The following is a 22,429-nucleotide window of genomic DNA, read 5'->3' as shown; positions in this document are numbered from 1 at the left end:
GCCATGTATGTCCTCCGTCCCCAGTTCCGCATTGAGGAGCAGCGCGCGCTGGAATTTGCTGGGCGACGCGGCTTCGGCGTGATCGTGGCGGCGGACGAGCGCGGGCCGCGGGCCTCGCACGTGCCATTCGTGCTGGGCGAGCGCGGCGGGCGCGCCATCGTGCAGATCCATTTCACCGCCAAAAATCCGCTCGTGCCGCTCGCCGGCGGCGTCAGGCGATTCTTGCTGATCGTTGCAGGCGACGATGCCTACGTCTCCAATGACTGGTATGCCTCCCGCGACAACGTCTCGACCTGGCTCTACGAGGCGGTGCACCTATCGGGCATAGCGCATCTGCGCGGGCTGGACGAAAATCGCCGACATGGCGATGCGCTGCTTGCCGTCTCCGAGGCGCGGTTGCCCAAGCAGCCTTGGGATCTCGCGCAGATGGACCCAAGCAAGCGCGAGAGCATGCTGGCTGCGATCCGCGTCATCGATCTCGTGGTGGATCAAGTCGAGGGCCAGGCCAAGCTCAATCAGCACAAGAGCGATGCGGACCATGTCGCGGTCGCGGATCGATTGGCGCGGTCGGAGGAGACTGGCCACCGGCGGCTGGCGCACAGGATGCAGGCGCTACGACCTGAGCTCAAGTACGAGACCCCGTCAAGCCTTGCTTCGTCTGATGTTTGACCTTACGGACCTCCTTCATGCTCGTCATCTCAATTCAAAGCCAGGTGGTCCACGGCCATGTCGGCAACAGCGCGGCTGCCTATGCGGTGCAGGCGGAGGGTGTGAATGTCGCGGCGGTGCCGACGACGCTGCTGTCGAACCATCCGCGCTATCCGAGTCTGCGCGGGCGGGTGCTGGAGACCGAGCTGGTCGCCGATCTGCTCAAGGGCGTTGAAGAGCGCGATCTCGTCGACGAGGCGGCCGTGCTCGTCACCGGCTATCTCGGCTCGCCCGGCAATGCCGCCGTCGTTGCCGACTTCGTCGAGCGGGCCTTGGTCCGCAATTCGAAGCTCGTTTACCTCTGTGATCCCGTGATCGGCGACGACGGCCGCGTCTATGTCGCCGACGGAATCCTGGACGTGCTCCGGCATCGGCTGCTGCCGGCCGCGAAGCTGACCACACCGAACCGGTTCGAACTCGAGCTGCTTGCGGACCTCACGATTGCCGATGCGCAGGACCTGCTTGCGGCGTGCGCGGCGCTCGTGGGACAGGGCCGCATCGACGTCGTCGCCACCGGCTGCACGCTCGCGGACACGCCCGAAGGGCAGTTGGAGACGATCCTGTGCGCCGACGGCCGGCTGTCGCGCTTTGCGACGCCGCTTCTGCCGATCCGGCCCTATGGCACGGGCGACCTTCTCACCGGTCTGATCGCGGCGCATTTGGCCAAGGGCGAGGCGACGGAGGTGGCGGTGCGGCGCGCGATGGAGACCACCTTCGCGGTGCTGCTGCGCACGCAGGAGGCCGGCACAGCCGAGATGCGTCTCGTGCCGCTGCCGCGGGGCCGCGAGCCGTAACGACTTCAGGTCGCGCGCTTGCCGGCCGATTGCGCCGCCTTCTGCGGCTTTGCCGGGCCCTTCTGCTCGCGCGCGGCTTGTGCTTTGGGCGGCTTTGCATGGGCCGCGGCGCGCATCTTCCTGGGCTTCGCATTGGCAGCTTCCTTGCGGTCCGCCGTGCCCCGGCGCGAGATGTATTCCTTGCCGTCGATCGGGCCGACATGCGGCGGATCGCGGCCGAGATAGGGCCGGCCGATGCCGAGCTCCTTGCCGTTGGCGTCGACCCACTTCCACAGGATTTCGGTCGATACCCAGCGCTGCGCGCGGTTGCTACCCTGGGTGCTGACGATGTCCGCCGCCATGCCGTGGCCGTAGCCACCACGCGTGCTGCCACCGTGATAGGAGCGGTCGGAGGCGGCCTTCAGGCCGCTCGCGATCGACTGGCGATAGTCGTCACGGAACGCGCTGGTGATGCCCGGCGAGAGGCCGGCGGCCTCGGCTGCGAGCAGCGTGCGAAACAGTTTTCGCTTGAAGCTCTTGTCCATGCCGCCGATGACGTAATCCATCATCGACATGCCGGCGTGCTCGGCTGCCTTCGGATCCTTCCAGCCGAAATCCTCGTCGACCAGCTTGGTGAAGCTGCGCATCACGGTCACCGTCTTGCCCTTGCGCTTGACTGTGACGGGGCGGCGCTCCTCGACCTTGATCGAATCCTCCTTGGGCGTGCGCTGGTAGAGCGCCCAGAGATAGCGGTCGATACAGGCGTCCATGACGAAGCATTCGTCGAGCACGGCGATGGTGTCCGCGGGGGGCGCCTTGTTTGCGGGCGGGACCTGTCCGCCCGCGATCGCCGCGGGGGACAATGCGTCCGTAGTCACGATCTCGGTGGGATCGGCGGATGCGAGTTTGACGGGCTCTGGCGTCGGTGCAGGCGGAGCCTCGCTGACGCTAGGTGCCTCGCTGACGCTGGGTGCCGGTTCAGGCGAAATCTGAGGCGCGGGCTGCTCCGCCGGCAATATCAGCGCGGGATCGGCCGACGCGAGCTGGACGGCTGGGACCTCCGGCGCGGCTGCCGCTTCAACGGTTGGCAGGCTCGCCGCCGCCGCAGCGATCTCGGCGGTCAAGGCGATGCCGTCCTCGATGGTCGCAGCGCGTGGGACGTCGGCGAGGTCGAGGCGATCGAGATCTTTCGCGTGCGAGACAGCAGCAGCATTGGCGCCGCTGTTCTCGATAAGGGCAGGCGCGTAGGCGGACAGGGAGAGCACCAGCCAGCTGGCGAGAACGGCCGAGGGGCATGAGACCGCCACCAGAAGAGACCGCCGATCATTCATGATCCCTGCCTCCAAACGGTTCTGTTCGAACCCGTCTTGTTCGAACAGTCAGTGATGCAAACAGTCTTGATGCGAACAGACTTGCACGGAAAGGCACGCAGCGCGTTGATTGTTCGGAAGACGGTGTGGCGGCGCAATGGCGTAATTCAGCGAAAACAAGCTTTTCGAAGCGGTGTTGCGAAGTTGCAACGCGGGTTCCGTGGCGTTCCGTACGCGACTGCGGCGGAAAATGCCTGCAACGGCAAGCCCCCGCTTGTCGTCAAATTGAGTGATCCGCATTTACTTGGAATACAGTTTGATCGCAGCCAGCATCGCACTCGCGATCATCGAGATCATCTATGCGCTCGGCACCGCTCTCGTCGCAAAACTGCAATCGCTCGCGACCGCGCTGAAATAGGCGGTAACAAGGCTTTCGCCGTGGGCTGTTGACAAGGTGTCTTGTGACAAGGTGTCTTGCCCGACGCCTCGCGGCAACTTTGCGCAGCGCCGTGCGTTGATCGGCCCATGAGCACGCATTCCTCGCTTCGTCCCATGGACGCCTTCGATCCCACCGAGCCCGCCATCCTGCATGATCGTCTGTCCGACACGATCATCACCTGGACCGCCGATCAGGCTGATGACTACCGGCAGTCCAGCCGGCCGCGCGAAGATGGAACCGTAGCCTGGAAGGCCTACCTCTTCGACGGCTGGGGGAACGTGCTCGGTGGCTGACCACCGCCCATAAAAGCGCCATGTCGCGGCCGGCATGATTCGGCCAAGGCTTTGTACGCGTTAAACATATCGCCATGCGCTACATGCGTTGTTGCAATGCAACAGCGCATGTCGCAATGCAGCAAAACGCGCTTAAATGTGCTCGGAATCTTCCATCAGGAGCACCACCAATGAACAAGAAGACTTTGACGATCGCCGCCGCTGTCCTGACGATCGCGGGCGCTACTTCGGCTTTCGCCGCTGAGCTGCCGACCTATGAGGCCAATGGATTTCCGGTCTCCCCCGTCCAGGTTGGCGTGCTCGGGGCCGGTCATGTCGAGCAGCAGGTCGCGGCGCCCACGACGGTTGCTTCGGCGCACCAGGTGAAGGTGCTCAGCTCGCGAAAGGTCAAGACCGCGGACGTCACGACGGGCGCAGCCCGCTGAGCTGACATCGCATGAAGGGCAGGCGGGTCTCGCCGCGTGCGCGACCCGCCGCCTCATGCGATCATGAACGTCACGACGCCCGCATGCGCCGCGCGCGTGTGGGGATGCTGCGATCTCTTCTCGTGCGCGATCATCGCGCGAACGAGAAAATTGCGCCACGACGCGCTGATCGAGAATCCGGCCGCGAACAAGTTCGCGTGAAGGCGCCGGTTATGTGTGCTCGTTCATAACGAGCGTGATCTTTTTAACAGTTGCTTTGCCCTGCAACCACATGGGTTGAGCGGATTGGCCCGCTGACATAAGGCTTCTCCCATGGATCAGCGGACGAGCGGCGCTGACGCTCTCATTCAGAAGAACGACGCGGCGCCGGCGCTGCTCGGCGTCGTCTGCGGGCTGTCCGCAGCACTGTTCTGGGCTCTCGGCTTCGTCGGCACGCGGCACGGGCTCAAACTTGGCTTCACGCCGGTCGATCTGCTCGTGCATCGCTATGTCTGGTCAGGGATCGCGTTCCTGCCTTTGGTCTTCCGCGCCGGCATCTCCGATCTCTGCGGCATCGGCTGGGGCAGGGGCCTTGCGCTGATGGTGCTGGGCGGCCCGGTGATGGCGCTGATCTCCTACACCGGTTTCCTGTTCGTGCCGCTCGGACATGGCAGCGTGATCCAGCCCTCCAGCGCGACGCTGGGCGGCCTGCTGCTCGCCGCATTGTTCCTGAAAGAAAAGATCTCCGTTTCGCGGCTTGCCGGCGCTCTCGTCATCGTGGGCGGCCTTGGTGTGATCGGCGCGGAATCGATCGGGCATATCGGCGCCGACGGCGTGCAGGGCGATCTGATCTTCGTGCTCACCGGATTCATGTTCGCCGGTTTCGGCGCGCTGCTGCGGCACTGGCGCGTCTCCGCGGTGTCGGCCGCGCTCGTCATCAACGTGCTGTCGCTGCTGCTGTTGCCGATCTACCTCGCGACTGGCGGGCTTGCCCGCATCGCGGCGATCGGCGTCACCGAGAACGCGATCCAGGCGCTGGCGCAGGGCGTGCTCGCAGGTCCCGCCGCGCTCTATCTCTACGCCGTCTCCGTCCAGCGTCTCGGCGTCGCCCGGGCCGCGGTATTTCCCGCGATCGTGCCGGCGCTGACGCTCCTGGTCGGCTGGCTCCTGCTCGGGGAGCCGCCGACGGCACTCCAGGCCGCGGGCCTGGTGACGGTGCTGTGCGGGTTTTACCTGGCGCAGCGGCAAAGGTAGGCGCGACCTTACGCCTTCCGCACGAACTCCGATTTCAAATTCATCGCGCCGATGCCATCGATCTTGCAGGCGATGTTGTGGCCGTCGCTGGCGTCCTGGAGGCGGATGTTGCGGACCTTGGTACCGCCTTTGACGACCGAGGAGGAGCCCTTGATCTTGAGGTCCTTGATCACGATGACGCTGTCGCCGTCGGCCAGCACATTGCCGTTGGCATCGCGCACGCCTGCCTCGGGCGCGGCTTCCGCGGCCGCATCGGCCGTGCCGCTCCATTCATGGCCGCATTCCGGACAGACCCAGAGACCGCGGTCCTGATAGGCGTGCTCGGAGTTGCAGCTCGGACATTTCACGGCATCGTCCATCGTCGATTCATCCCCTGTTCGGCCCCTGTGGGCGGGCGCACCGTAGGGGCGGGAACGGGGAAAGCAAGGAAAATCCGGCCTCTGCCGCGCGGCCCGGCAAGCTCCCATCATCGTGACGCAGCAATTGACGGCTATGGCTTGTGCTTTGCCTCACCAAGCATAGCTGATCGGAAAGCGGATGTCCGCCTCACCCCCTTCCATGTAACATCACGGCATGAGCGAGATCGAAACCCTGTTCGGTGTCCTGCGTCAGTCGGCCGACGCGCCCGTCGTCGACATGCTCGAGCGCATGGTGCGGGAGGGGCCGGACCATGCCCTGTGCAAGATGAACGCGCTGCATCTGGCGAGGACGGCGGGTCTCGGCGAGGAGCAGGTGATCGCGGGGCTGCTGCATGCGGTCGGGCTCGGCATCCTCGAGATGACCTGGAACGTGATGTGCCCGAGCTGCGCCGGCGTGCTCTCGGCCAACAAGAGCCTGAAGACGGTCAACAGCCCGCAATATCATTGCGCCTTCTGCGCCGCCGGCTACGAGACGACGCTCGACAATCTGGTCGAGGTGACCTTCGCGGTCAGCCCGCGCGTGCGCAGGATCGCCGCGCACAATGCCGACGAGCTGCCGCTCGCCGAATATTACCGCCAGGTATTCTGGAGCTCGGCGATCGAGCTTCCGCCCGATCTCGACGGCTTGCTTCGCGAGCTGACGCTGGAATCCGTCGACCTGCCGCCGGGCGAGCGCGCCATTCTCTCCCTGCAAGTGCAGCCGGGCATGCTGATCGTGTTCGATCCCGTGACGCACACGGCGCAATACATCGAGGTGAAGGGCGAGGAGACGGCCGAGCGCCAGACCCTGTCGCTGATCTTCAACAAGTCCGAGGTTCCGGTCGATGCCGTCAGCCTGCGCCCGGGACCGCTGCGGCTGACGCTTGAGAACCGCACCGACGGCCGCGTGCTGCCCGCGGTGTGGGTGATGAACCAGCGGCTCGACGACCTCCTGACCCGGCGCAAGCCGAGCCTCACTGCAAAGCCTGCTCACCAACCAGACCTTTCGCGATCTCTACCGCACCGACACGCTCGCGATTGGCCAGCGCCTCAAGATCCTCAGCCTGACCTTCCTTTTCTCGGACCTGAAGGACTCCACAGGGCTGTACGAGCATGTCGGCGACCTCGTCGCCTTCGATCTCGTCAACGAGCATTTCCGCCTGCTGCAGGAGATCATCGCCTCCGAGCAGGGCGCCGTGGTCAAGACCATTGGCGATGCCGTGATGGCGACCTTCGAGACGCCCGATCGCGCCATTGCGGCTGCGATCCGCATGCGCGAGGCCATGAGCGAGCTCGGCGCCCAGCGCCAGCACCAGGGCCTGTTGCTCAAGATGGGCATCCACGAGGGCTCATGTCTCGCCGTCACCCTCAACGGCCAGCAGGACTATTTCGGCCAGACCGTGAACATCGCCTCTCGCGTCCAGGGCTTGGCGGCCTCGCGCGCGATCGTGGTGACGGAGGCGGTGGTCGACAACGCCGAGACGCGGACGCTGCTGGATGCCGGCGGCCTCAACCCGACCCGTCGCAGCGTCGCGCTGAGCGGGATCGCGGACAGGGTGTCGGTGTACGAGATACCGTGAGGCTTGCGTAGATCCCGTGAGGCTTGCGTAGCCCGGATGGAGCGTCAGCGAAATCCGGGGCAGCTGGTGCGGCGCCATCCCGGATTACGCTGACGCTCCATCCGGGCTACATTTCCCGCTATGACCTTCCTCCTCAACATCGACGTTCCCGACGTGGAGCGAGCGACGAGCTTCTATACCGCCGCATTCGGCCTGACGGTCGGCCGCCGCTTCGGCAACGACTTCGTCGAGCTGCTCGGCTGGCCGGCGCCGGTGTATCTGCTGACCAAGCAAGCGGGCACGGTGGGCGCCGGCGGCGATCGCCGCCGCTACGCGCGGCACTGGACGCCGGTGCATATCGACGTCATCGTCGACGATGTCGATGCCGCCGTCGAACGCGCGCTGCGCGCCGGCGCGATCCTCGAGGTTGCCGCAAGCGATGCGCCCTATGGGCGGATCGCCATGCTGGCCGATCCGTTCGGGCACGGGTTTTGTCTGCTGGCGTTCAGCGCGCAGGGGTATGACGCGTTGCTCGGGGCGTAGGCCGAGCGTCGCCCGTCAAAACAATAAGTGCGAAAACAACCCCATGCACAGTAGGGAACTCCTTGAGAATTCACAGTTCGGCGATACCGAAATGATGTGACCCGTCGGGCAAGGCCGGGACACGCAGATGCGGACCGATTTCGGTGATCCCGAAATAGAATTTGACTCGTCGGGCAAAACAGGGGCACACTGGCATGATGGCGCCGGTGCGATGGGGAGCTGATGCGTCGCCGGGCCGCGGGGCGACATGCCAAGAGAACCGAAAAGCAAAGCGAAAAGAAAACTGAAGACCTACCAGACCTCGATCGGCTTCTACGACCAGGCAGTCGCCGCGCCCTCGATGAAGGCGGCGCTGGAGGCCTGGGGCGCCAGCTCCAATCTGTTCCATCAGGGCGTGGCCAAGGAGACCGACGATCCCGATATCGTCGCGGCGACCATGGCAAGCCCCGGCGTCGTGCTCAGGCGTCCGGTCGGCTCGAACGGCCCGTTCACCGAAAGCGCCGAGCTGCCGACCGATCTCGCCGACGAACGTAAGGCCAAGCCAAAACGTAAGCCCAAGCCGAGCAAGCGCGCGGCCAAGACCGCAAAGAAACCGTCCCGCAAGATCGACGATCGACAAGCCCGCAAGGCCGCCGCGGCCTTCGAAAAGGAAGAGCGGCGGCGCGAAGCCGAGCGCCGCAGGGAAGAGGCCGCCCGCGCCAAAGAGCGCGCGCGCCGCGACAAGGCGGTCGCGGCAGCGCAGGCGGCGCTGGACAAGGCGAAGCGCGAGCACGAGGCGCGGGCGGAGGAGATCGAGGCAGAACGGACTGCGATCGATGAACGCGCCGAGGCGGAGCAGGGCCGGTGGGACAAGCAGAGGAGGAAGCTGGAGGAGGCGGTGCGTCGGGCGCGGGAGTAGTCGGTTTGGTGCGGGCGGCAGGCGAAGCTCTACGCTGCGTTCTTCGTCATTGCGTTCTTCGTCATTGCGAGCGCAGCGAAGCAATCCAGAGTTCCTCCGCCGAGGCAGTCTGGATTGCTTCGTCGCAAGGGCTCCTCGCAATGACGGTGGAGAGTTGCGAGCCAACATCGGTCATTCCAGCAAAGTCGCGCGCGAATTGGCTTGCCTTGCCTTGCGACCTTGAGCACTCTGGCGGGAAGGAGGCCAACGCATGAAGAAAATGACCGTCGCGTGTGCGCTCGGAACGGCCCTGGTGCTGAGCAGCCTTGGGATGTCAGGGGCTGAAGCCCGGGCGCGCAAGGCGCAAGTCGTTCGCGAACCCCAGCAGAGACTTATCGTCACGGCGCCCGTGCTCAGGCCAACGCCGTGGGATTATTATATCGTTCCACGATATCGTTATCGTCCTGAAGACGACCGGGTCGATCCCTACGGTCCGCCGCTGGTGTCGTCGTGGGTTCGCTATGAGGGGTGGCGGTGGCCATACTGGTGGTGAACACCCATCACATTCTGTGGCATGTGGAGTTTGGCCAGCGACGGACGCAGAATTGACTGGCGCCTGTAGCCCGGATGAAGCGAAGCGCAATCCGGGACTGGCGCAGCTTGAGGCAAGACCCCGGATTTCGCTTCGCTCCATCCGGGCTACGCTCGCTACGCGCCTGCACCGATCGTACGCGCTCATTTTCGCTCGACAGCTCAAGCCCTTGCGCACCTCCCAGCCTGGCCATCCGGAGAGGTTGAGCGCTTCCAAGTCCAACATCGCTGCGTGCGACGTCAACGGCTGGGAAAAAATGGCAAACCTGCGACTGTCAAGAACACATCGGGGTAGAATGGCATTTATCCCCGTAATACACCCAATACTGTTAAGGGGTACGGGCGCGTATTGAGAGGATCAATCATGGCAAGTGTTGAACAATTGCGCAGACGGGACGGCGTTAACCTGGTCCAACTCGAGGCGGACATATCGTCGGTACGCTCGGGAAGCTCTATTACTTCCATTGCTCTGCCTGATTACGTCGAGCACACCGCGGGCGTGACGCGCGTCGGCGCGCTGAGCGCAGAGGCAGTCATTCGCGACTATGAGTCCGCTGCGAAAGAAATCGAGGCCATGGGCACCGAGTTGATCGACGCTGCGCAAAAATGCGAGGCGCTGACAGCCCAGGTCCATGATGCGATCGCCTTCATGCGAGAAACGGCGGCCGGGTATCGTGAAGAGGGTCGGAAGATCTTCAAGCGCATCGAAGAATGCGCGCTGTTCACAGAGGACGTCCGCAAGACATGCGAACAGGTCAAGCGCAGAATGGTCGAAGTCTCGGTCGGTCCATCTTCCGACGAGGAGCTTGAGCCGCAAGAGCCCGAGCTGAGCGGGATCGCCGGCCAGGTGACGATGAGCGAGATACGCTGAGGCGGGCATAGAGCGTAGTTCGTAGGATGGGTTGAGCTCTTGCGAAACCCGTCGTCGCGCGCCAGCGTCGTTGGTATCGCTTCCGCTCGTCGAGCTACGGCGGACAAGTCGCTCCGCCCATCCTACGGTCTTGCGAAACGCATCATCTAATCGCCGTCACTCACGGCAAGCGCCTGTAGCCCGGATGGAGCCAACGGGTCGGCGCGCAGCGCCGCCCGATGACAGGCTCCGCGCAATCCGGGACCAGTGCAGCTTGGAGCAAGACCCCGGATTTCGCTTCGCTCCATCCGGGCTACGCGCGCTGCTAATCGTCGTCATCCGCCGCAAGACGCTGAAACTGCCGTTTCATCGCGTTGACCCTGGCAACGTAGGCTGCAACCAGATGATCGCCGCAGCGCTCGCCGGCGATCATCTGAAACTTGCGGCGTGCGTAGGCTGTGGCGGGACCTGCGCCGCAGAGATGGATGAAGGCGGCCAGATCCTGCTTCTGCTGCGGGCTTGCCTTCACATCGCCGGTGCGGGCGAGAACGTCAGCCACCTGGCGGTCCAGATAGACCGATGCCAGCTCGATGGCATGACCAGGGATCGCGCGGATATAGAGACTGGTGAACCCGCAAGCAGTCTCCGTCACGGCGTTGCCGCGGACACAAAACCGTGCGGCCTCGGCGTAAGCGGGATCGGTCATCTGGAAAAGGCCGACGGCGCTGGAAGCAGGCCGGTAGATCGAAAGCGGATTGAAGCTCCATCGCCAGCGCCAATAGGTGCGCGCCACCGGGTTGCCTGAACTCTCGACCTGCGCCAGCGCGGCCAGCAATTCCGGCGTGATCGCAGCGGTGGAATGCCTGCGGAAGAGCGGCCCGTATCTCGCCCAAGTCTCTGCCGGCTCCTTGTCGAGGGAATTGCCGACAAAGACGAACAGCTCGGTCGGCTTGCGGACCATTTGAGTGACGATGTTTAGAAGCGCGATCGCCGCAAGCAGCATCGCCAGGCTGCCCGCGATCCGAACCATCCGCGGCGCGCGCGCGAAATTCTTCCGCGCCCACCGGGCGGCCCGCCGTAACCTGCGAAGGCGAGGGAAGAGGCTGTTGCTTTTCCTTGGCATGTGCGCTGTGGGCGTAAATTGCGGAGCCTGTGGACTTAGTTAACGCTGTCCGCCAAGCCTTGAAATCTCGCTTCATTTCACGCGACCGCACCTTTTCAGGTCCCGGCTCCGTGCTGCTAGGGCCGCTCCAATCCTTGCGAGAAATAACCCCCGGTTGTACGTTGCGCCGCAGAACAGTTAATTTTGTGTAAATGGATCGGCTGAAATGACCGTCATTGAAGGCGTGGTGCCGGAGGCAGCTGCGGACCCGAAAATGCCACCGGGCGTGGTTGTCGAAGGCCCGTTGGTCGACGCCAAGTTTCTCGATTCCTACATCGCGTTCGGCTTCATGATCGGCGGTTCGATCGCGGCGCTGATCTGGGCATTTTGGCAAGGCATCGGCTGGGTGGAGGTTACGGTCTTCGTCGGCATGTTCTTGCTGACAACGGTCGGCATCGGCTTCATGCATCGCTACTTCGTGCACCGGAGTTTTCGCTGCGGTCCGGTGATGCGGGCGATGTTGGCCGCGATCGCCACGCTGGCGGTGCAGGGCTCGATCCTGAAGTGGGTGAGCAACCACCGCCGGCACCATCTTCACTCCGACAAGCCCGGCGACGTCCACAGCCCTTACTATGACGGCTTCGGCAACCGCTATGCGAGCTTCCTCAAGGGAATGTCGCATGCGCAAGGCGGCTGGGTGTGGGACCAGGCCACCACCGATGGCGCATACTACGCCAGGGATATTTTGGCCGACCCGATCGCCATGTTCTTCACGAGGACTCGCTGGTACTGGTACGCGCTGTCGGCGGTGATCATTCCCGGCGCCATCGGCTACGCGTTCGGCGGCGTGCACAGCATGATCGGCTGCGTGTTGTTCTCCGGCCTGTTCCGCAGCTACATCATGACCATGGCCACCTCGCTGGTGAACTCGGTCTGCCACAGCGACGGCCGCTACGGCTACCGCCGCTTCGAAACCAATGACGGCACGACCAACGAATTCGTGACCACGATCCTCACCTTCGGCGAAGGGCTGCACAACAACCATCATCGCTTTCCGCGTGACGCCTACCTCTCGCACGCCTGGTACGAGATCGACATCAATGGCCTGATCATCCTGGGGCTTGGGAAGCTCGGGCTGGTGCACGACATTTTCGGGGTCGGCGGGCGTCAGCGGTCTGCAGCGCCAGATGCGCAGCAGGGTGGGGCCGTCGCGAGTCAGAACGCATTCGACGGCGTCGCAGAAGACCTTCGCTCGGCTGGAAGGTAGACTTGCGCGCTTAACGCCGTCCACTAAAGGCGAGTCGAAGCCGCAGCTCGTAGGGCTTCAAATCCAATCGCGCCTTCGGGAAACAAGCCCGCGCCTTGCGGGGGGTCACCAATCCGGATAGCCGTAAGGGTCGGCCATATAGGGCGGAGGCATCCAGGGGCCTCGCGGCGGTCTGGGCCGCCGGGGTTCGGCCGCTGGTACGTGCGGCCGGGGATGCGCATCGTTGTTCATCACGCTCCGCGCGACGGGCTTGGTGGCTGCAGACGCGGATGAAGCGGTGAGTTGCGTTTGCAGCGCCTGGACCTGCGCGGCGAGGCGCGCATTGTCCGCCGCATCCTTCTCCTGCGCCGCCTTGAGCTGTTGAATGGTGTCGGCCTGCTCACGTAGGGTCTGCTCGTTGCGGCTTTTCAGTTGCTCGAGCTTGCCGTTGATGCTCGCAAGCTCGCTCGTGATGGCCTTGAGCGATTGCGCGAGATCAGACGATGAGGGGTCAGGCGCTGGCGCTGCGGCGGCAGGCTTTGGGGCGCTTTCCGTGTCCTTGGCGACCGGCGGCGCGGGCATCGGGCTCGGCTCATCCGCAGCGGCCAGTTGCACTGCCGGCGGCTGCGCCGGACTTTCCACCGCGGACGCTTGCTGGAAGCTGCTCGCAGCCGGCGGAGACCATCGTGCCATGATCGACTTGCTGATCGATTTGGCCTCATCGCGATATTGCGAAGCGAAGGCGGCACCGAGAACGCCGATCGCCAGCACGAGGCCAACCAAAGCGCGCACCATGGTCCGATCTCCCTTCAAACCTTGATCGCGAACCCCGGCATTCGGAACCTTGGCATCCGGCGTCGGCGCCTTGTTTCCGGAAGTGGCGGCTGCCGTCCTACCGGCGGTTGCGTGCGAGGTCCGCTGGCCTTCGCTGTCGCGTTCCATTCCGGAAACCAGCCGATCCAGCCGCGCAAGTTCTTCCTCTGCGCTCTTGATCCGGTCGTAGGCCCGCGTCAGCCCGCCGTCGGCGCGCGCCTCATCCGGCTTGACGGTCTCGGGCTTGACGGTCTCGGGCTTGGCGGTCTTAGGCTTGGCGATATCAGGCTTGGGGTCGTTCGTTTCAGGCACCGATGCGCTCTCCATCCGGTCGGGCGTCAATGGGAGGCAGTCCGATCACTGGAAGGATAGGTCTCGCCGCTGTCCAACACAACGCATGTGCAAAGGAAAAATTATGGCGGGCGCGGGAGTGGGGCGGGCGTGAGCGCGTAGGGGCTAGTACCGCGACTGCGCAAGCAGTTCGCAGTATGAGTCGAGCGGAGCGAAGCCGATCAACGTACCCATCGTACGGGCATCCTGTCCCCGCACCGTCGAAATACGCAGCTGTCGTTAGTGACGCGTCGCGCGGATTTCGAGCGTCGTCTGGGTGAGCTTGGCCACGAACCCCTCAAAATGCATGACCCTTTGTCTGGTCATTTGTTCATGCAACCCGGCGATCTTCTGGGACTCGGCGACGAACGATTCACACGCCTGTTTCGCGTACTCCATCTGAAGCTCGAAGGCCTCGACGGGTGAGCGCGCTGTCGCGAGCTTTCCCAGGAAGGCCCAGGCGTGCTCAACGGAGGTCCTGATGTAGCCGCTATAGGCATCGGCAATCGCCTGCGGGCTGGCCTGGGAGGGTTCCACCGGTGCAACGGGCGCGCTGGCAACGATCTCCATCCCGGACGGCAAGGCTGCAGCCGAGGGTACCTCCGCACTGCTCTGTCGGCTCGCCTCTACCTCTTGCTTGGTCTCTTGCCTGTTCTCTTGGCTGATCCCCGCCGAGGCATCCGGCAATTGATGCGCTGCAGTTGCGTGTTGCTCGTCGGCCCCGGACCGTTGCCTGGCCTTCTTCTTCCCGCCGCGCCGGCCGGATTTGCCCGTTGGCTTGTTTTCTACCGCACTCAACATTGCAAATGGCTCCTGAATATCTCTGAAGCCGCAAGCCTCCGCCGCGTTTGCGCTGAAATCGCGATTGTGGGCTGTCGCTTACGTGGCGGCCATGTGGTGAGATTTTGCCGGATACCGGCGGGCCATCCTGCCGGGTCTTGAGCGTCCTGCGCGCGAGACCATGCTCGCCGCCATCCGCGATCGATCTCGCTTTGACAAGATCGGCAAGGGAGCGCTTGGTGGTTCTTTATGCAACTCGACGATAGCGAATGAACTTAGTGCACTGTCACCGCAATCCCGGAAACTAGAGAGGTAGGTTACGCTACGCTAACCTACCCTACGCGCTACCGTCCTACGGGCTCAACCTCGTCAAGCCCAAGGTCGAGGAACCTCCATATAGGCTAGTAGCCGGCGCGCAATTTTGGAGTCCAATAGGGGCGGTTATCGGACTCTAGACGATGCAAATTCAAAGGCGCTTTAGGGAATAGACGGTTGGGGTATTTGCGTTGGCGTTCTCGATGACCGTAAGTTCGTCTCCTTCATCACTAAGAATCATAAACATCTTCAGCTCGCCTGCGTCCGCCAGGATTGAAGCGCCGTCGCGTTCGCGCTTGCAATCACCAACTATGGCTAATCCTCTAATCTGACCTGAAAGTTTGACGGTATATTTGAACTTCGGCAATTGCGAACCAGCTCCGGCTACACCACCTGAATCGTCCCTTGCCACCAATGCAGAGAGGAGACCGCCAGCCGACATTTCGTATTGACCTACTAGCGAGATCTGATCCGCTCGACGAGACAGTTTGAATGCGCACTGCGGTCCTAGCCAGTCCTCCCCTATATCATCCGGCGTTTCCAAAGTCGCGGCTCGGCCCAACTGACGAAGGTGCGCTAGCCTTCCCTCAACGGCCGTAAGAATTTCCGTTTGGCGAATTTGTTCGCCAGCTTCGACGGAGGCCAGTGAGGCAAAGGAGTGCCCGACATTCTCGTGTGGTCTAGGCTCGGCGAGCGCTTTAATGCATTGTTCGCGGGCTAGCTCCAGGAAGCCACTCTTGATCAGCTTGTTCGCCAAGTTGCTCATCGCCAAAGTGTTTCCCAGTGTCGCAGCCTTTTTGTAGAATTCGACGGACTTCACTGGTAAGCCTAAGTCGTCAGCGGCCACTCCCATATTGTTCCACGTCCCAGCATCCCGGTCGCCCCTCGGTATTTTACTGTAGTGATGTAAGGCTATGTCTTCATTGCCCGCTTCGCTTTGCTTATGGGCCAACTTGAACCTCAGGTCGTGATCGTCCGGTGTCAGTTCTATCTGCCGCTCCATTACAGCAATGGAGAATGGAGCCAGGTCGTCCGCCTCAAGCAAGTTCTTAATTGTCTCAGTAAGGTTTAACTCTAAGGTCGGCTGTTCTACGGCAAGTCTTCGAAGCGAATTCAATGCTGCGTTCATATGCCTTTCGTCTTTTGCTTTGCTGAACTCCTCAACAGCCAATGAAGCAAATTTAGCTTTACGCTCTATGATGTTTGACACAGTCATTGCAGCATCAAACGTATTGGCTGCGAGAGTGTGCTGATCAAAGCGTGCGTAAGCACGCCCTAAATAGAACAGAGTTTCAGCGCTTGAAGGGGTCGCCTCAGCAAGTACCTTCAATCGCTTAAGTTGGCCACCTTTACCGAAGCCTATACGCGCCCATTCAATGAATGCTTCCCATGTGACGCCGTGGTCAGCTAGTGCGCATTGTTGAGTGTTTCGATAGGCCTTGTCGAGCGTCTCTACCCTTTCGTCATTATGTGCATGAATAGCTTGGAACATCGCTCGTTCAAAGTCGTCGCGGTCCCAACTTTCGTCAGGCATGGAGTTTAGTCGATCGGTGCGATCGGCATCATGAGATGGACTAGCAGCTGATGTGGTGGTTCCGCGCTCGGCCGTTTCTCGTGTATCCTTGAGTTTGAGAGAGCGGACTTCAGAGAGAAGCGAAGCGCTAATGACTTGTCGAAGGCTCTCCAGGGAGTCGAAGGACCCAATAAGCGCCCTTTGGTTGGTCGACTCCTTGAAAGCCTTTAGCCGGCGATGTTGCTTGGCGTCGATGGCGTTCGGGTCGATTGGTCTGCTCGAATAGTACAATATCGCAGGCTTCCCAGCGCTGACGAACCTATCTATTTCTTCGACGGTGCCGGACTCGGCGACACCGGTGAATGTGCCCAGTCTGGTCCAAAACATCCCGATGAGCATATCGCATTTATCGCCTAGCTGCTCGTTTATGGCCTGTTGAGGTCGTACATTCGAGCGTGGAGTGGCATGCGTTTCCCATGCTACCGGCAGCAGAACGATGGCCTCTGCTTCGGAGTGTTGGGCATTCCATTCATAGGTTGTTTCGATTGCGACCTTGCGTTCTTCAGCGAGATCGGATGGAGACGCTATCAGCACGCGGATCACTTTCGCGGAATATGGCACTGGTGTCTTCTCTGATTTCTAGATCGATCAAAGTCGGCAATAATTTAAGATTGCGGTGAAGCTCGTAGGACGGGGGTGAGCCCTTGAAACCATCTCTTCGCGCGCCTGGATTGATGGGTATCGCTTCGCTCTACCCATCCCACGGGTCGTAGAAATCAAAACGGAATGTCGTCCTCCTTGTATTCAGGGTCGAAGTTGGCCCATGCAAATGAAGTCAGGATGGAGGTCGTGTTCTGGGATCAACTATCGCGCGGGCTAGCGTTGCTTCTTGTGACGGATTTCACCGTTCTGGTCGGGATGGCGGCCGTGCAGGCCGGGCTGCTCCACCATTGCATCCTCCGCTCGTTTAAGAGTTGTTCGGCCCTGCTCCGTATAATCAGCAGAGTCTTCCGGATTCTCACCCGGGGCGCAGTGCGCAGAAAAATCTCTTATCGATCCATTGTTCAGGTTTGCTCCAAATTGCCGGTAATTCTCTTCAAAGCACGCTCTTGCTGCGGAGTTGGTTACTTGAAACTTGGTTGCGATCGCTGATGGCGAGTTGCACCCCTCAGCCAGATTTTGCGCTACCAAAAAGTACCGGGCAAAAAGGTTTGCTTGGTGTTCTGCGCTGGCTACGTCGACAGGCGCTTTTGGAAAGCCCCGTAAAGGGACTTTGCCATGCAAAAGAATAATGTGTCCGATCTCATGGGCTATAATCCATCGGGCCCTTGGTTCGTGCTTGGCGGCTTCATAATAAACAGATTCCCGAACGATAATTTCCGGAGGGTCCTCGCGCGCCAACGCAAGGGTGTCGGATGGGAGGTCATCGTCTTTCACAATGCTGAGGGTGAAATCGGGTATCAACTTCGGGAGACCAAACTCGACAACGTCCACTACATTGATCGCATGCTGATCTGTGAGGAGCAGGGCACGCCGCAGGCGTTGAGCGACTGCACGGATCTCACTATCAGTACGGGCGCAAGCCCTGTTCGTTTGCTTGGTCATCGGGCCCTCTTCGTGCTGTGTACTTCCGGGCCCGCAAGCCGCTTTAGATCCGCAGCTTCTTCCTCGGACAGATGTAAAGCCTGACAGATGGCGTCAATGTCACTGGTGAGGAGCTCTGCCCTTCCTGTTTCAAGAGCCGAAAGGCGTGGTACGGCGATATTGCTCGCGGCTGAGAGCGTGGCCAGCGTACATTTCCGCTTCCGCCGCAGGATTCTAATTCGCGAACCCGGGGCAGTGAGCCGCGGTTTCGCGATGCTTGCTTTACTGATGGTGGCGGCTTTGGAGGCGGGAATTCGGAAATAGAACTCCCGTCCCGCCGAGACCTCGACGGAGTACCCCCGCTCGATAGCCTTTCTGGAAAGCCGAACAGCGAGGAAGAGGCTGACCGCCTTCAAGGCAAGGTAGCCGAAAAGAGATAGTCCCGCGACAAGCAAGAGACCCGTCGCGGGAAGGTGCGAGAAATTGGAAGCGATAAAGCCCCAAAAGGCGGCCATCAGCTACATCCGGTTGTAGACCCGCAAGTATCGCACTTCATGCAGGTCCCATTCCGCACCAGCGTGAAGTTGCCGCACTCTGAGCACATCTCGCCCTCGTAGCCCTTGGCCTTGGCTTCGGCGCGGCGCTCGGCCTTGCTGGGAGCGGCGGTTGCGGCGGTGCCGGCCTTGCTCCACTGCAGCTGCTCGAGCTTCTCCGTCGGGGAGAGGTCGTGGCTAGCCTCCTGCTTCAGGGCGACGGCGCCTTCGAGGGCGTCGCCGACGCGGGCTGACGTGCCGTGCGAGGCCAGCGCCGTGACCTTGCTGCCGCCGGCGGGGGCGCTGTCGTTGCCTTGCGAGACTGCGGTCGAGCCGCCGCGCATCACGAACAGGTTGTCCGTGCGCGAGCGGGTGAGGCCGCGCGAGACCAGTTTTGTCGCGTGGTGGCCGCCGTTCTCGTCCGGCTCCTTGCCTTCCTCGACGCCCTTGCCGAGCGCGTCAAAGCCCGTCTCGTTGGGATCGACGTGGGCGAGGTCGAAGCGAGAGAGGTAGCTCACCGCCAGCTCGCGGAAGACGTAGTCGAGGATCGAGGTCGCGTATTTGATGCTGTCGTTGCCCTGCACGGGGCCCGCCGGCTCGAAGCGGGTGAAGGTGAAGGCGTCGACATATTCATCGAGCGGCACGCCGTATTGCAGGCCGAGCGAGACCGCGATGGCGAAGTTGTTGATGAAGGAGCGGAGCGCCGCGCCTTCCTTGTGCATGTCGATGAAGATCTCGCCGAGACGGCCATCGTCATATTCGCCGGTGCGCAAGTAGACCTTGTGGCCGCCGACCACCGCCTTCTGGGTGTAGCCCTTGCGGCGATCCGGCATCTTCTCGCGCTCGCGCATCACGATGATGCGCTCGACCAGCTTCTCGACGATCTTTTCCGAGACCTGGGTCGCGCGCGCGGCCATCGGCTTCTCATAGAGCTGCTCGACCGCTTCGTCCTCGTCCTCATCATCGCTGATGAGCTGCGAGTTGAGCGGCTGGCTGAGCTTGGAGCCATCGCGATAAAGCGCGTTGGCTTTCAGCGCCAGTTTCCACGACAGCATGTAGGCGGACTTGCAGTCCTCCACCGTGGCGTCGTTCGGCATGTTGATGGTCTTGGAGATCGCGCCCGAGATGAAGGGCTGGCTAGCTGCCATCATGCGGATGTGGCTCTCGACCGACAAATAGCGCTTGCCGATCTTGCCGCAGGGGTTGGCGCAGTCGAACACCGGATAGTGCTCGGCCTTGAGGTGCGGAGCACCTTCCACCGTCATCGCGCCGCAGATGTGGACGTTGGCCGCCTCGATCTCGCGCTTGGTGAAGCCGACGGCCTGGAGCAGGTCGAAGCCCGGCGCGGCAATGGCTTCAGCGCCGATGCCGAGCTGGTCGCGGATGAAGTCCTCGCCAAAGGTCCACTTGTTGAAGGCGAACTTGATGTCGAAGGCGGTCGGCAGGGCCTTCTCGACCTTGGCGATGGCTTCATCGGTGAAGCCCTTCGCCTTGAGGGTCGAGGCGTTGATGCCGGGCGCGTTGGAGAGCGAGCCGTGGCCGACGGCGTAGGCCTCGATCTCGGCGATCTCGCTCTCGCGATAGCCGAGCGCGCGCAGCGCTGCGGGGACCGCGCGGTTGATGATCTTGAAGTAGCCGCCGCCGGCGAGCTTCTTGAACTTCACCAGCGCGAAGTCGGGCTCGATGCCGGTGGTGTCGCAATCCATCACGAGGCCGATCGTGCCGGTGGGCGCGATCACAGTGGTCTGGGCGTTGCGATAGCCGTGCTGCTCGCCGAGCGCGAGCGCCGCATCCCATGCCGCCTTGGCATGCGCGACCAGGTCTTGTTGCGGGCACGAGGCGTGGTCGAGCGGCACCGGGTTGACGGAGAGGGCCTCGTAGCCGGAGGCTTCGCCATGCGCGGCGCGGCGGTGGTTGCGGATCACGCGCAGCATGTGCGCTGCGTTCTTCTTGTAGCCGGGGAAGGTGCCGAGCTCGGCCGCAATCTCGGCCGAGGTCTTGTAGGTGATGCCGGTCATCACGGCGGTCAGCGCGCCGCAGAGCGCGCGGCCTTCCTTTGAGTCATAGGGCAGGCCCATGGTCATCAGCAGGCCGCCGATATTGGCGTAGCCGAGGCCGAGCGTGCGGAACTCGTAGGAGAGCTCGGCGATCGCCTTGGACGGGAACTGCGCCATCATCACCGAGATTTCGAGCACGAGCGTCCAGAGCCGGCAGAGATGCTCATAGCCCGCGACATCGAACAGCTTGGTCGTAGTGTTGTAGAACGTCAGCAAATTGGCGGAGGCGAGGTTGCACGCCGTGTCGTCCAGGAACATGTATTCCGAGCACGGATTGGACGCGCGGATGTCGCCGGACGCCTTGCAGGTGTGCCAGTCGTTCATCGTGGTGTTGAAGTGCAGGCCCGGATCGGCCGAGGCCCAAGCGGCGTAGCCGATCTTCTCCCAGAGGTCGCGTGCCTTCAGCGTCTTCGTCACCTTCTTGGAGGTGCGGGCATTCAGATTCCAGTCGCCATCCGTTTCGACGGCGCGCAGGAAGTCGTCCTTCAGCGAGACCGAGTTGTTGGAGTTCTGGCCGGACACGGTGAGATAGGCTTCCGAATCCCAGTCGGTGTCGTAGGTCTCGAACTGGATGTCCTTGTAGCCCTGCTTGGCAAACTGGATGACGCGCTTGATGTAATTGTCGGGCACGAGGCTGCGGCGCGCGAGCTTGATCTCGCGGCGGAGCGCCGGATTCTTCTCGGGATCGAAGCAATCGTCGCCCGAGCCTTCGCAGTTGACGCAGGCCTTCAGCACCGCCTTGAGGTGCTTCTGGTTGATCTTGGATCCGGTGACGAGGGCGGCGACCTTCTGCTCCTCCTTCACCTTCCAGTCGATATAGGTCTCGATGTCGGGGTGATCGACGTCGACGACGACCATCTTGGCGGCGCGGCGGGTGGTGCCGCCGCTCTTGATGGCGCCGGCCGCGCGGTCACCGATCTTGAGAAAGCTCATCAGGCCGCTCGAGCGGCCGCCGCCCGAGAGCTTTTCGCCTTCGCCGCGCAGGCGCGAGAAGTTGGAGCCGGTGCCGGAGCCGTATTTGAACAGACGGGCTTCGCGGACCCAGAGGTCCATGATGCCGCCCTCGTTGACGAGATCGTCACCGACGCCCTGGATGAAGCAGGCGTGCGGCTGCGGATGCTCATAAGCCGACTTGGACTTGGTCAGCTTGCCGGTGAAGGGGTCGACGTAATAGTGGCCCTGGCCGGGGCCGTCGATGCCGTAGGCCCAGTGCAGGCCGGTGTTGAACCATTGCGGCGAGTTCGGCGCGACCATCTGCATGGCGAGCATGTAGCGGAGCTCGTCGTAGAAGGCCTGCGCGTCTTCATCGGTGGAGAAATAGCCCCCCTTCCAGCCCCAATAGGTCCAGCAGCCGGCGAGGCGGTCGAACACCTGTTTTGCGGAGAGCTCGCTGACGTAGCGTTCTTTCTCGGGCAGGGAGGAAAGCGCTTCGGTGTCGGGCACGGAGCGCCACAGGAAGGAGGGGACGGATTCCTCCTCGACCTTCTTCAGCCGCGCGGCAACGCCAGCCTTGCGGAAATACTTTTGGGCCAGCACGTCGGAGGCGACCTGCGACCATTCGGTCGGCACCTCGACATTGTCGAGCTTGAACACGACCGAGCCGTCGGGATTGCGAATCTCCGACGTGGTCAGCCGGAAATCGATTCCCGCATAAGGTGACTGTCCTACCGTGGTGTGGCGCCGCTCAATCCGCATGGTCTTGCCCCGTCCTTATCTTTGACCGAACCGCCTCCGTTCAGGCGTCCCGGTCGACATTTCGCTTCGCGAGTCCTTTTGGCCGTTCGGCCTCTGGGCATCGCAGTTCAGCCGGTGAACCCGGCCCTTTTTCTCCCGACGCGATTGTTCGGTGCACGCACCTCACATCCGCCGGCATGCCCAGACCCATCCGCCCCCAAGGGGATGCGCCCGACATGCGTTCAACGCCCACACCGTCACTTCAGCCGTTTGCCATGCGAGCCTGTTGCCGGCCCGTTCTGGCGCCCGAAAAGTCCGCTATCCGAGGGCAGACAAGCCCTCATCCCGCTGCCTTTGGCTGGCCGGCGGAGCTGAGATTTGCGAGACCCTTTGGGGGAGTGCCGGCGGGACGCAAACTCACTCGCGCCGAACGGTCCGAAAGCTAGGACTCTCCGTTGCGCCCGTCAAGAACTAGTGCGAGCT

Annotated in this window: 20 protein-coding genes and 1 pseudogene; 12 read left to right on the top strand and 9 right to left on the bottom strand. The window is 62.4% G+C overall.

Annotated elements, in window-relative coordinates:
* Window positions 1-3 precede the first annotated feature (3 nt).
* Window positions 4-669 (top strand): FMN-binding negative transcriptional regulator, encoded by a 666-nt coding sequence (locus ACR9YP_RS26730; RefSeq protein WP_474217571.1) that lies wholly within the window; start codon window positions 4-6, stop codon window positions 667-669.
* Between the two features lie 17 nt (window positions 670-686).
* Entirely contained in the window at window positions 687-1,502 is an 816-nt protein-coding gene (pdxY, locus tag ACR9YP_RS26725; protein WP_474217570.1) for a pyridoxal kinase, read from the top strand.
* A gap of 5 nt (window positions 1,503-1,507) precedes the next feature.
* On the opposite strand, the gene ACR9YP_RS26720 is transcribed toward pdxY, so the two are convergent.
* Window positions 1,508-2,812: a hypothetical protein gene (locus ACR9YP_RS26720; RefSeq protein ID WP_370985308.1), complete on the bottom strand. Its 1,305-nt coding sequence runs from the start codon at window positions 2,810-2,812 to the stop codon at window positions 1,508-1,510.
* A gap of 504 nt (window positions 2,813-3,316) precedes the next feature.
* Here ACR9YP_RS26720 and ACR9YP_RS26715 point away from each other — a divergent pair.
* The 4 genes from ACR9YP_RS26715 to ACR9YP_RS26700 all read left to right on the top strand — a co-directional run bounded on the left by ACR9YP_RS26715 (window position 3,317) and on the right by ACR9YP_RS26700 (window position 5,181).
* Window positions 3,317-3,523, top strand: a complete 207-nt coding sequence (locus ACR9YP_RS26715; RefSeq protein ID WP_091888093.1) for a hypothetical protein — start codon at window positions 3,317-3,319, stop codon at window positions 3,521-3,523.
* 170 nt (window positions 3,524-3,693) lie between these two features.
* Window positions 3,694-3,948, top strand: coding sequence for a hypothetical protein (locus ACR9YP_RS26710; protein WP_091888091.1), 255 nt, complete (start codon window positions 3,694-3,696; stop codon window positions 3,946-3,948).
* A 36-nt stretch (window positions 3,949-3,984) separates the two neighbouring features.
* Window positions 3,985-4,149, top strand: coding sequence for a hypothetical protein (locus ACR9YP_RS26705; protein ID WP_474217569.1), 165 nt, complete (start codon window positions 3,985-3,987; stop codon window positions 4,147-4,149).
* 111 nt (window positions 4,150-4,260) lie between these two features.
* Window positions 4,261-5,181 (top strand): DMT family transporter, encoded by a 921-nt coding sequence (locus ACR9YP_RS26700; protein ID WP_474217568.1) that lies wholly within the window; start codon window positions 4,261-4,263, stop codon window positions 5,179-5,181.
* An 8-nt stretch (window positions 5,182-5,189) separates the two neighbouring features.
* Here the strand turns inward: ACR9YP_RS26700 and ACR9YP_RS26695 are convergent, their stop codons facing one another.
* On the bottom strand, window positions 5,190-5,540 hold the full coding sequence (locus ACR9YP_RS26695) for a zinc ribbon domain-containing protein YjdM (protein ID WP_091888087.1): 351 nt from the start codon (window positions 5,538-5,540) through the stop codon (window positions 5,190-5,192).
* Between the two features lie 214 nt (window positions 5,541-5,754).
* On the opposite strand from ACR9YP_RS26695, the pseudogene ACR9YP_RS26690 reads away from it, so the two are divergent.
* From ACR9YP_RS26690 to ACR9YP_RS26670, 5 genes and pseudogenes are all read left to right on the top strand, one after another.
* Window positions 5,755-7,159: pseudogene (locus ACR9YP_RS26690) on the top strand (DUF5939 domain-containing protein).
* A 120-nt stretch (window positions 7,160-7,279) separates the two neighbouring features.
* Complete coding sequence (locus tag ACR9YP_RS26685; RefSeq protein WP_370985303.1) at window positions 7,280-7,681, top strand: VOC family protein; 402 nt, start codon at window positions 7,280-7,282, stop codon at window positions 7,679-7,681.
* Between the two features lie 247 nt (window positions 7,682-7,928).
* A complete protein-coding gene (locus tag ACR9YP_RS26680; RefSeq protein ID WP_370985302.1) occupies window positions 7,929-8,579 on the top strand; it encodes a cell envelope biogenesis protein TolA in 651 nt (216 codons plus the stop codon).
* A gap of 250 nt (window positions 8,580-8,829) precedes the next feature.
* Window positions 8,830-9,111, top strand: a complete 282-nt coding sequence (locus tag ACR9YP_RS26675) for a hypothetical protein (RefSeq protein WP_091888080.1) — start codon at window positions 8,830-8,832, stop codon at window positions 9,109-9,111.
* A 402-nt stretch (window positions 9,112-9,513) separates the two neighbouring features.
* A complete protein-coding gene (locus ACR9YP_RS26670; RefSeq protein ID WP_091888079.1) occupies window positions 9,514-10,020 on the top strand; it encodes a hypothetical protein in 507 nt (168 codons plus the stop codon).
* A 304-nt stretch (window positions 10,021-10,324) separates the two neighbouring features.
* Here ACR9YP_RS26670 and ACR9YP_RS26665 read toward each other — a convergent pair whose 3' ends face one another.
* Window positions 10,325-11,122: a transglycosylase SLT domain-containing protein gene (locus ACR9YP_RS26665; protein ID WP_474217567.1), complete on the bottom strand. Its 798-nt coding sequence runs from the start codon at window positions 11,120-11,122 to the stop codon at window positions 10,325-10,327.
* A gap of 205 nt (window positions 11,123-11,327) precedes the next feature.
* On the opposite strand from ACR9YP_RS26665, the gene ACR9YP_RS26660 reads away from it, so the two are divergent.
* The gene (locus ACR9YP_RS26660; protein ID WP_474217566.1) at window positions 11,328-12,368 is read left to right on the top strand and encodes an acyl-CoA desaturase; all 1,041 of its coding nucleotides are present in this window, start codon (window positions 11,328-11,330) and stop codon (window positions 12,366-12,368) included.
* 105 nt (window positions 12,369-12,473) lie between these two features.
* On the opposite strand, the gene ACR9YP_RS26655 is transcribed toward ACR9YP_RS26660, so the two are convergent.
* The 6 genes from ACR9YP_RS26655 to ACR9YP_RS26630 all read right to left on the bottom strand — a co-directional run bounded on the left by ACR9YP_RS26655 (window position 12,474) and on the right by ACR9YP_RS26630 (window position 21,967).
* Window positions 12,474-13,487 carry a hypothetical protein gene (locus ACR9YP_RS26655; protein ID WP_474221121.1) on the bottom strand — a complete coding sequence of 338 codons (1,014 nt, stop codon included), beginning with the start codon at window positions 13,485-13,487 and terminating at the stop codon, window positions 12,474-12,476.
* A 243-nt stretch (window positions 13,488-13,730) separates the two neighbouring features.
* Complete coding sequence (locus ACR9YP_RS26650) at window positions 13,731-14,291, bottom strand: phasin family protein (protein ID WP_439356835.1); 561 nt, start codon at window positions 14,289-14,291, stop codon at window positions 13,731-13,733.
* 445 nt (window positions 14,292-14,736) lie between these two features.
* A complete protein-coding gene (locus ACR9YP_RS26645) occupies window positions 14,737-16,719 on the bottom strand; it encodes a hypothetical protein (protein WP_474217565.1) in 1,983 nt (660 codons plus the stop codon).
* A 255-nt stretch (window positions 16,720-16,974) separates the two neighbouring features.
* Complete coding sequence (locus tag ACR9YP_RS26640) at window positions 16,975-17,703, bottom strand: ImmA/IrrE family metallo-endopeptidase (RefSeq protein WP_474217564.1); 729 nt, start codon at window positions 17,701-17,703, stop codon at window positions 16,975-16,977.
* Window positions 17,700-18,197, bottom strand: a complete 498-nt coding sequence (locus tag ACR9YP_RS26635; protein WP_438108665.1) for a helix-turn-helix domain-containing protein — start codon at window positions 18,195-18,197, stop codon at window positions 17,700-17,702. The genes ACR9YP_RS26640 and ACR9YP_RS26635 overlap by 4 nt, the downstream gene beginning before the upstream one ends.
* Window positions 18,197-21,967, bottom strand: a complete 3,771-nt coding sequence (locus ACR9YP_RS26630; RefSeq protein WP_474217563.1) for a vitamin B12-dependent ribonucleotide reductase — start codon at window positions 21,965-21,967, stop codon at window positions 18,197-18,199. Before ACR9YP_RS26630 ends, ACR9YP_RS26635 begins: the two co-directional genes overlap by 1 nt.
* Between the last annotated feature and the right edge of the window lie 462 nt (window positions 21,968-22,429).

It is taken from the genome of Bradyrhizobium sp. BR14999, from assembly GCF_056106085.1.
Note: the sequence above shows the minus strand (reverse complement) of the source record. Positions and strands in the feature narration are given on the sequence as shown.

Bases quoted from the DNA above. Each gene is read 5' to 3' on its own strand.
- ACR9YP_RS26730 (WP_474217571.1), top strand. From the start codon at position 4: ATGTATGTCCTCCGTCCCCAGTTCCGCATTGAGGAGCAGCGCGCGCTG.
- ACR9YP_RS26650 (WP_439356835.1), bottom strand. From the start codon at position 14,291: ATGTTGAGTGCGGTAGAAAACAAGCCAACGGGCAAATCCGGCCGGCGC.
- ACR9YP_RS26675 (WP_091888080.1), top strand. From the start codon at position 8,830: ATGAAGAAAATGACCGTCGCGTGTGCGCTCGGAACGGCCCTGGTGCTG.
- ACR9YP_RS26680 (WP_370985302.1), top strand. From the start codon at position 7,929: ATGCCAAGAGAACCGAAAAGCAAAGCGAAAAGAAAACTGAAGACCTAC.
- ACR9YP_RS26670 (WP_091888079.1), top strand. From the start codon at position 9,514: ATGGCAAGTGTTGAACAATTGCGCAGACGGGACGGCGTTAACCTGGTC.
- ACR9YP_RS26640 (WP_474217564.1), bottom strand. From the start codon at position 17,703: ATGACCAAGCAAACGAACAGGGCTTGCGCCCGTACTGATAGTGAGATC.
- ACR9YP_RS26685 (WP_370985303.1), top strand. From the start codon at position 7,280: ATGACCTTCCTCCTCAACATCGACGTTCCCGACGTGGAGCGAGCGACG.
- ACR9YP_RS26655 (WP_474221121.1), bottom strand. From the start codon at position 13,487: ATGGAGAGCGCATCGGTGCCTGAAACGAACGACCCCAAGCCTGATATC.
- ACR9YP_RS26720 (WP_370985308.1), bottom strand. From the start codon at position 2,812: ATGAATGATCGGCGGTCTCTTCTGGTGGCGGTCTCATGCCCCTCGGCC.
- ACR9YP_RS26630 (WP_474217563.1), bottom strand. From the start codon at position 21,967: ATGCGGATTGAGCGGCGCCACACCACGGTAGGACAGTCACCTTATGCG.
- ACR9YP_RS26715 (WP_091888093.1), top strand. From the start codon at position 3,317: ATGAGCACGCATTCCTCGCTTCGTCCCATGGACGCCTTCGATCCCACC.
- ACR9YP_RS26700 (WP_474217568.1), top strand. From the start codon at position 4,261: ATGGATCAGCGGACGAGCGGCGCTGACGCTCTCATTCAGAAGAACGAC.
- ACR9YP_RS26710 (WP_091888091.1), top strand. From the start codon at position 3,694: ATGAACAAGAAGACTTTGACGATCGCCGCCGCTGTCCTGACGATCGCG.
- ACR9YP_RS26665 (WP_474217567.1), bottom strand. From the start codon at position 11,122: ATGCCAAGGAAAAGCAACAGCCTCTTCCCTCGCCTTCGCAGGTTACGG.
- ACR9YP_RS26635 (WP_438108665.1), bottom strand. From the start codon at position 18,197: ATGGCCGCCTTTTGGGGCTTTATCGCTTCCAATTTCTCGCACCTTCCC.
- ACR9YP_RS26695 (WP_091888087.1), bottom strand. From the start codon at position 5,540: ATGGACGATGCCGTGAAATGTCCGAGCTGCAACTCCGAGCACGCCTAT.
- pdxY (WP_474217570.1), top strand. From the start codon at position 687: ATGCTCGTCATCTCAATTCAAAGCCAGGTGGTCCACGGCCATGTCGGC.
- ACR9YP_RS26660 (WP_474217566.1), top strand. From the start codon at position 11,328: ATGACCGTCATTGAAGGCGTGGTGCCGGAGGCAGCTGCGGACCCGAAA.